The 4,997-nt window shown below is 41.0% G+C and carries 5 protein-coding genes; 1 reads left to right on the top strand and 4 read right to left on the bottom strand.

Going from position 1 to position 4,997, the window contains the following annotated elements; all coding sequences use genetic code 11:
* Positions 1-189: 189 nt before the first annotated feature.
* The 3 genes from A194_RS0114510 to A194_RS0114520 are packed head-to-tail and all read right to left on the bottom strand — an operon-like array spanning position 190 to position 3,763.
* Complete coding sequence (locus A194_RS0114510; protein ID WP_017187527.1) at positions 190-1,863, bottom strand: acyl-CoA dehydrogenase family protein; 1,674 nt, start codon at positions 1,861-1,863, stop codon at positions 190-192.
* Entirely contained in the window at positions 1,860-3,377 is a 1,518-nt protein-coding gene (locus A194_RS0114515) for a class I adenylate-forming enzyme family protein (protein WP_017187528.1), read from the bottom strand. Before A194_RS0114515 ends, A194_RS0114510 begins: the two co-directional genes overlap by 4 nt.
* Positions 3,378-3,379: 2 nt before the next feature.
* Positions 3,380-3,763, bottom strand: coding sequence for a MerR family transcriptional regulator (locus tag A194_RS0114520; RefSeq protein ID WP_017187529.1), 384 nt, complete (start codon positions 3,761-3,763; stop codon positions 3,380-3,382).
* Positions 3,764-3,905: 142 nt separating this feature from the next.
* On the opposite strand from A194_RS0114520, the gene A194_RS0114525 reads away from it, so the two are divergent.
* Positions 3,906-4,409, top strand: coding sequence for a hypothetical protein (locus tag A194_RS0114525; protein ID WP_017187530.1), 504 nt, complete (start codon positions 3,906-3,908; stop codon positions 4,407-4,409).
* A 96-nt stretch (positions 4,410-4,505) separates the two neighbouring features.
* Here A194_RS0114525 and spoIIID read toward each other — a convergent pair whose 3' ends face one another.
* A complete protein-coding gene (gene spoIIID / locus A194_RS0114530) occupies positions 4,506-4,763 on the bottom strand; it encodes a sporulation transcriptional regulator SpoIIID (RefSeq protein ID WP_017187531.1) in 258 nt (85 codons plus the stop codon).
* Positions 4,764-4,997: the final 234 nt, after the last annotated feature.

A 4,997-nucleotide genomic window follows, 5' to 3' on the forward strand; every position in this document is an offset into this window, starting at 1 on the left:
ACCGAACTTATCGGCGTTCGCAAAAATTTATCAGCGCTCAGACCGAACTTATCGGCGTTCGCAAAAATTTATCATCAGTGCTTCACCCCATCACTTCAGATTCAGTAACAGAGCTAAAAAATAAGGACCGTTAAACCCTAATTACTCCCCCAAGCAAAATCCACCGCCAGGGTTTGACGGTGGATTTGGTTATGATTCGTTAGGTTGTAGGTTTTCTTCTTGTACGATTGATTTAAAATGTTTTAACGGTAAGTCTGTGACGTTGTTCTCTCTATTGAATGTTTGTTCTAAAAACACTTCACAAACATCATAAGAACGTTCATCTTCTTCTGCCATCTCTAATGCTGTCACTCCTTCTAATATTTGCGTCATTAAGTTAGCGACACGTTTAGGGTGCATGAGCATCGTTTGTTCGTCTGATTCGTTAAGTTGTGCAAGCATCGCCATAAGGTCGTTTATGGCCACTTTAACAGGTGCAGCTAATGGCGTCACTCGGTCTGATAAACGGTGGATTCGCTCATTAATGTCGCGTAAAAATAGTTCATGGACGTTGAACTTATTGATCAAACGCAATACTTCAAGCCCTAAAATATTCGCTGTCCCTTCCCAAACGGTGAGCACTTGTGCATCACGAAGCAGTCGTGGGGTGACGAAGTCTTCGATGTACCCGTTACCGCCATGCATTTCGATTGCTTCGTGTGAGAAGTCAATTGCTTGTTCTGCTGTTTCTTTTTTTAAAAGGGCGATGTGTAAACGTAGCATCGCTTTATCATCGTCAGTCGCTTGCGAATGTTTAGCCATCACTTGGTCAAATTGTTCGATGAGGTTAAAAGTTGCTGTCATTTCAACTTCTAACTTCGTCGCCAAGTGTGTGAGCGTTTCTTGGACCATAGGGTAGTTTGCTAACTTTTCTCCAAAGGCATCGCGATTAAAAGCATAATCTCGTGCTTCTGTATAAGCTCTTCGCATAATGCCAAGAGAGGCAACAGCGTTACAGACGCGAGAAAGATTTAGAGCTTCCATCATGTATTTGAACCCGTGAGATGCATCACCGACTAAGTAGGCTTTGGCACCGTGGAACTCAACTTCTGCTGATGGCACCGCTCGAACACCGAGTTTATCTTTTAACCGACGGATCGATAATTTGTTGTCAGCCCGATTCTCTTCCCATGGCACTAAAAACAAGCTTAAGCCGCGTGACCCTTCTGGTGTTCCTTCCATTCGGGCAAGCACCATCGCAACCCCGCACATGCCGCTGTTGCTCGCAAAATATTTTTCGCCATATAAACGGTAATGATCACTTTCCTCAACCGCTTCAACGACATTAGCCCCGACATCTGATCCGCCTTGGCGCTCGGTTAAAAACGTTGCTCCTTCATACAGTTCAGTATCACCAGTAGCCAATACATGTGGTAAAAAGCGTTCCTTCAACTCATCATCAGCATAATGATCAATTAAATAGGCAGTTGCCATCGTTAAAGTAACTGGACAGTAAAAGCCAGCCTCAGACTGTGACAACACATACCCTTGCGCATAAGAGTAAATGTAATTACCTGCATGGCCTAACTCTGGAATGTCTTTATGAACGTAGCCGACAATTCCAGTTTCATACGTTTCTTTAACGGTTTCAAGATATCCTTCATTAACCCACACTTTATTGACTTCTTCACCCATTTTATTGTATTTGATAAGTCTTGGTTGCCCTTCTCGATCTGTGTGAATAGCGCGCTCATCAATGTCTGTTGCAACACGTTCACCGAATTTCGTCAATTGCTCATCGGCATAGTCGTAAAAATGGGCGGGTAAATGTTTTTTTAATAATTTTTGCAGTAATGGGTCATTTGTGTAAAAGTTTTTACTCACATGGATGCCTCCTGACGTTCGCGTAGTTCGTTACGCAGTAGTTTTCCTGTTGCATTACGTGGTAGCGCTTCCACTTGTTCGTAAACTCGTGGAATTTTATAGCTTGCGATTTTGTCTTGTAAAAATGATTTGATCTCTTCTTCTAAGTTAGAGAGCTCTTTATTTAATACAACAAATGCTTTTGCCGTCTCGCCCCATTCTTCATGAGGGATTCCGACAATCGCGACATCTTCAACCGCTTCGTGTTGCATGATTACTTTTTCAACTTCTGTTGGGAAAATGTTGACACCACCAGAAATAATAACGTCTTTCTTACGGTCAATGACCCAGAAATAGCCATCTTCATCTTGAATCGCAATATCGCCTGTATACAGCCAACCGTCTTTAAGCGTTTCAGTCGTCTTGTCAGGTGCTTTGTAGTAGCTTTTCATCGTCCCTTCACCACGTAAAATAATTTCACCTGTCCTACCTTGAGCGACGTCTTGGCCACTTTCATCGACGAGACGAATCTCGCAATTTAGTGCCGCCCTTTGACCGATACTACCAGACTTGTCTCCGTGTTCTTCAGATTTTAGTAGAGTACCGTTTGGACCGGCTTCGGTTAGTCCATATACGCAGACGAGGCTGTCTGTTTTGAACTTCTCTTTTACGAGATTTACTTCATTAGTTCCTAGGGGAGCTCCACCATACACCCAGTATTCCATTGAAGATAAGTCATACTGTTCAATGTCAGGGTGCTTCGCTGTCATTAAGTAGGCAACGGGCGCACCGAAGAAGTGGGTTACTTTTTCTTTTGATACCATGTCGAGAAGTAAGTCTGGTGTGAATGTTGGGGCTAAGACGTGTGTTGCACCAACGTATAAGCCCGCGACCATAAATAAGTGCAGTGGCGCTGAGTGACTTAATGGCATCATGTGGAGCACGCGGCTTTGTTTATTCATCGGCATTTCAATACAAATCATCGTCGCAACCGTTAAAATGTTGCGGTGCGTAAATAAAACACCTTTAGGATTACCCGTTGTGCCTGACGTGTATAAAATAGATGCTTCATCATCTTCTGTCGCATCACAATGAACAGGTGTAGCGTCACCTTGTAATAACGTATTAAAAGATAACCAGTCACCTTGTGCTTCACCTGTTTTAATAAACGTTAAGTCATTTGATTCAGTTAGTTTTTGTGAATGATCAAATAACAGCTCGTGTGTTGCAAAAAACTGCGCTTCACTATGGTCTAGAATATACTGAATCTCCTGCTGCGTTAGCTTGGCGTTAATTGGGATGACAATTCCCTTTAATCTTAATACTGCGACATACAACGTCATAAACTCCGTCACATTAGGCATATGAATGACGAGTTTGTTCCCTTCTTTAAACCCTAATTCTTTTAATCTATTAGCAATGCGATTAACTTGGTCATTCCACTCTCCGTAAGACAAACGCCCATATGGTGATACTAATGCTTCATGGTTTGGGTCCTTTCGTGATTGATAAGCTAACAGTTCAGAAATATTCATCATTATTCCTCCTCTAATTTGTTTAACTCATCTTGAAACACTTGCAAAAACTGTTCCATCTCATTTTTCATTTGTTCAAGCTCTTGAATGCGTTTTGATACTTCATGAATTTTGTCCTCTCCATATTCGATCGTACGCTTAAGCTGTTCTTTTCCAGTAGGATCTTCTTCGAATAAGAGAACCATTTCTTTTATTTCATCTAAATTGAAGCCATATTTTTTGCCACGAAAAATGAGCTGTAATTGGGTCATTTCTTTTTTCGTAAATTGCCTATGACCGCTCTTGTTCCGCTTCGGTTGTAGTAACCCGACTTCTTCATAGTAACGAATCGTTCTAGTTGAAACGTTAAATTGTGCAGCAAGCTCAGAGATCGAATAGTGGGACATTGACCGCACCCCCTTTTGTTGTCGGAATTTTCTTATATTTATAGTTTACCATTTACGTTAACGTTAAGTTCAACTAGTTTTTGTCATGTTTAACATTGTTTTTGATTATATATTAATAGAGTTGTCCATAGGGGGTGTTCGAATGGGAAAAGTCTTGTTAAATCTCGGCGTCGTCGTATTTTTCAGCTTACTAACGGTTGCTTTATTGTTAATGGTGAATGATGAGCGTAACGATATTCGTGAAGGACAACCTGTATCTTTTGAACTGAGCGGTGAAAGTGAATTTTGGAGCTTGTCCAACTATAAACTTGCGATTGAGCCGATGCAGTTAATCGCTGGTGATGGTGTTCTATCATTCAAAGATAATTACAGTGAAACGGATTATTTTTATTATACTGTTATGGCGAATGTTAATGGTGAGCAACAGACGGTCTCAACTTCCTCCGTTCATATGAAAGATAGTAATAAAATTGAGATCGATGAGTTTAAAATGGGTGAGACACAACTTGGTGGGTATTTTTACAATGTAGATGGCGAGCCAGTTACAGTAGATGATATTTGGCAAATATATGTGATATTAGAGTGGCATGATCCTAATGGGGAGATGGTGTATGATCAAATTTTGTTGTATCAATCAAACGTTTGATTAAAAATAAAAATTGCCTGTCACGTGATTAGGGAGGTTCCCTATATGTACAGTCTTGCGTACGTATCGTGACAGACAATTAGTTCGTACAATTATTTAAACTCCACTTTTCTCTCTGTACTTCTTTTTCGTCGCCTCACCACCTCTCAGATGCCTTATTGACTTGTGGTAGTCAAGCACTTCTTTAACTTCCTTTGCTAAGGCGGGATTAATGTCCGGTAAGCGTTCGGTGAGATCTTTATGGACCGTACTTTTTGAAACACCAAACTCTTTTGCAATCGCGCGAACGGTATTACGCGAATCCAATAAATGCTCAGCAATCTTGATCGTTCTCTCTTTGATGTAATCGTGCAAATCACTCGCCTCCTGAGATGTTCACTCTTAAGGTGTAGATAGTACATTTTATTCACTGCACTAAAGGAATATGATACACAAACGTGATTTGCAGAAAGCGATTTAAACAAGCGGGTGATGAGTTTTTATTCGGTGAAATTATATGCATGGGTTGAGGGAATATGAATGTTTTTGGGGAGATTGGTGATTTGTGAGCGCTGATAAGTTGAGGCTGAGCGCTGATAAATTTTCGTG

It is taken from the genome of Alkalibacillus haloalkaliphilus C5 (genome assembly GCF_000269905.1).
GTDB lineage: Bacteria > Bacillota > Bacilli > Bacillales > Alkalibacillaceae > Alkalibacillus > Alkalibacillus haloalkaliphilus_A.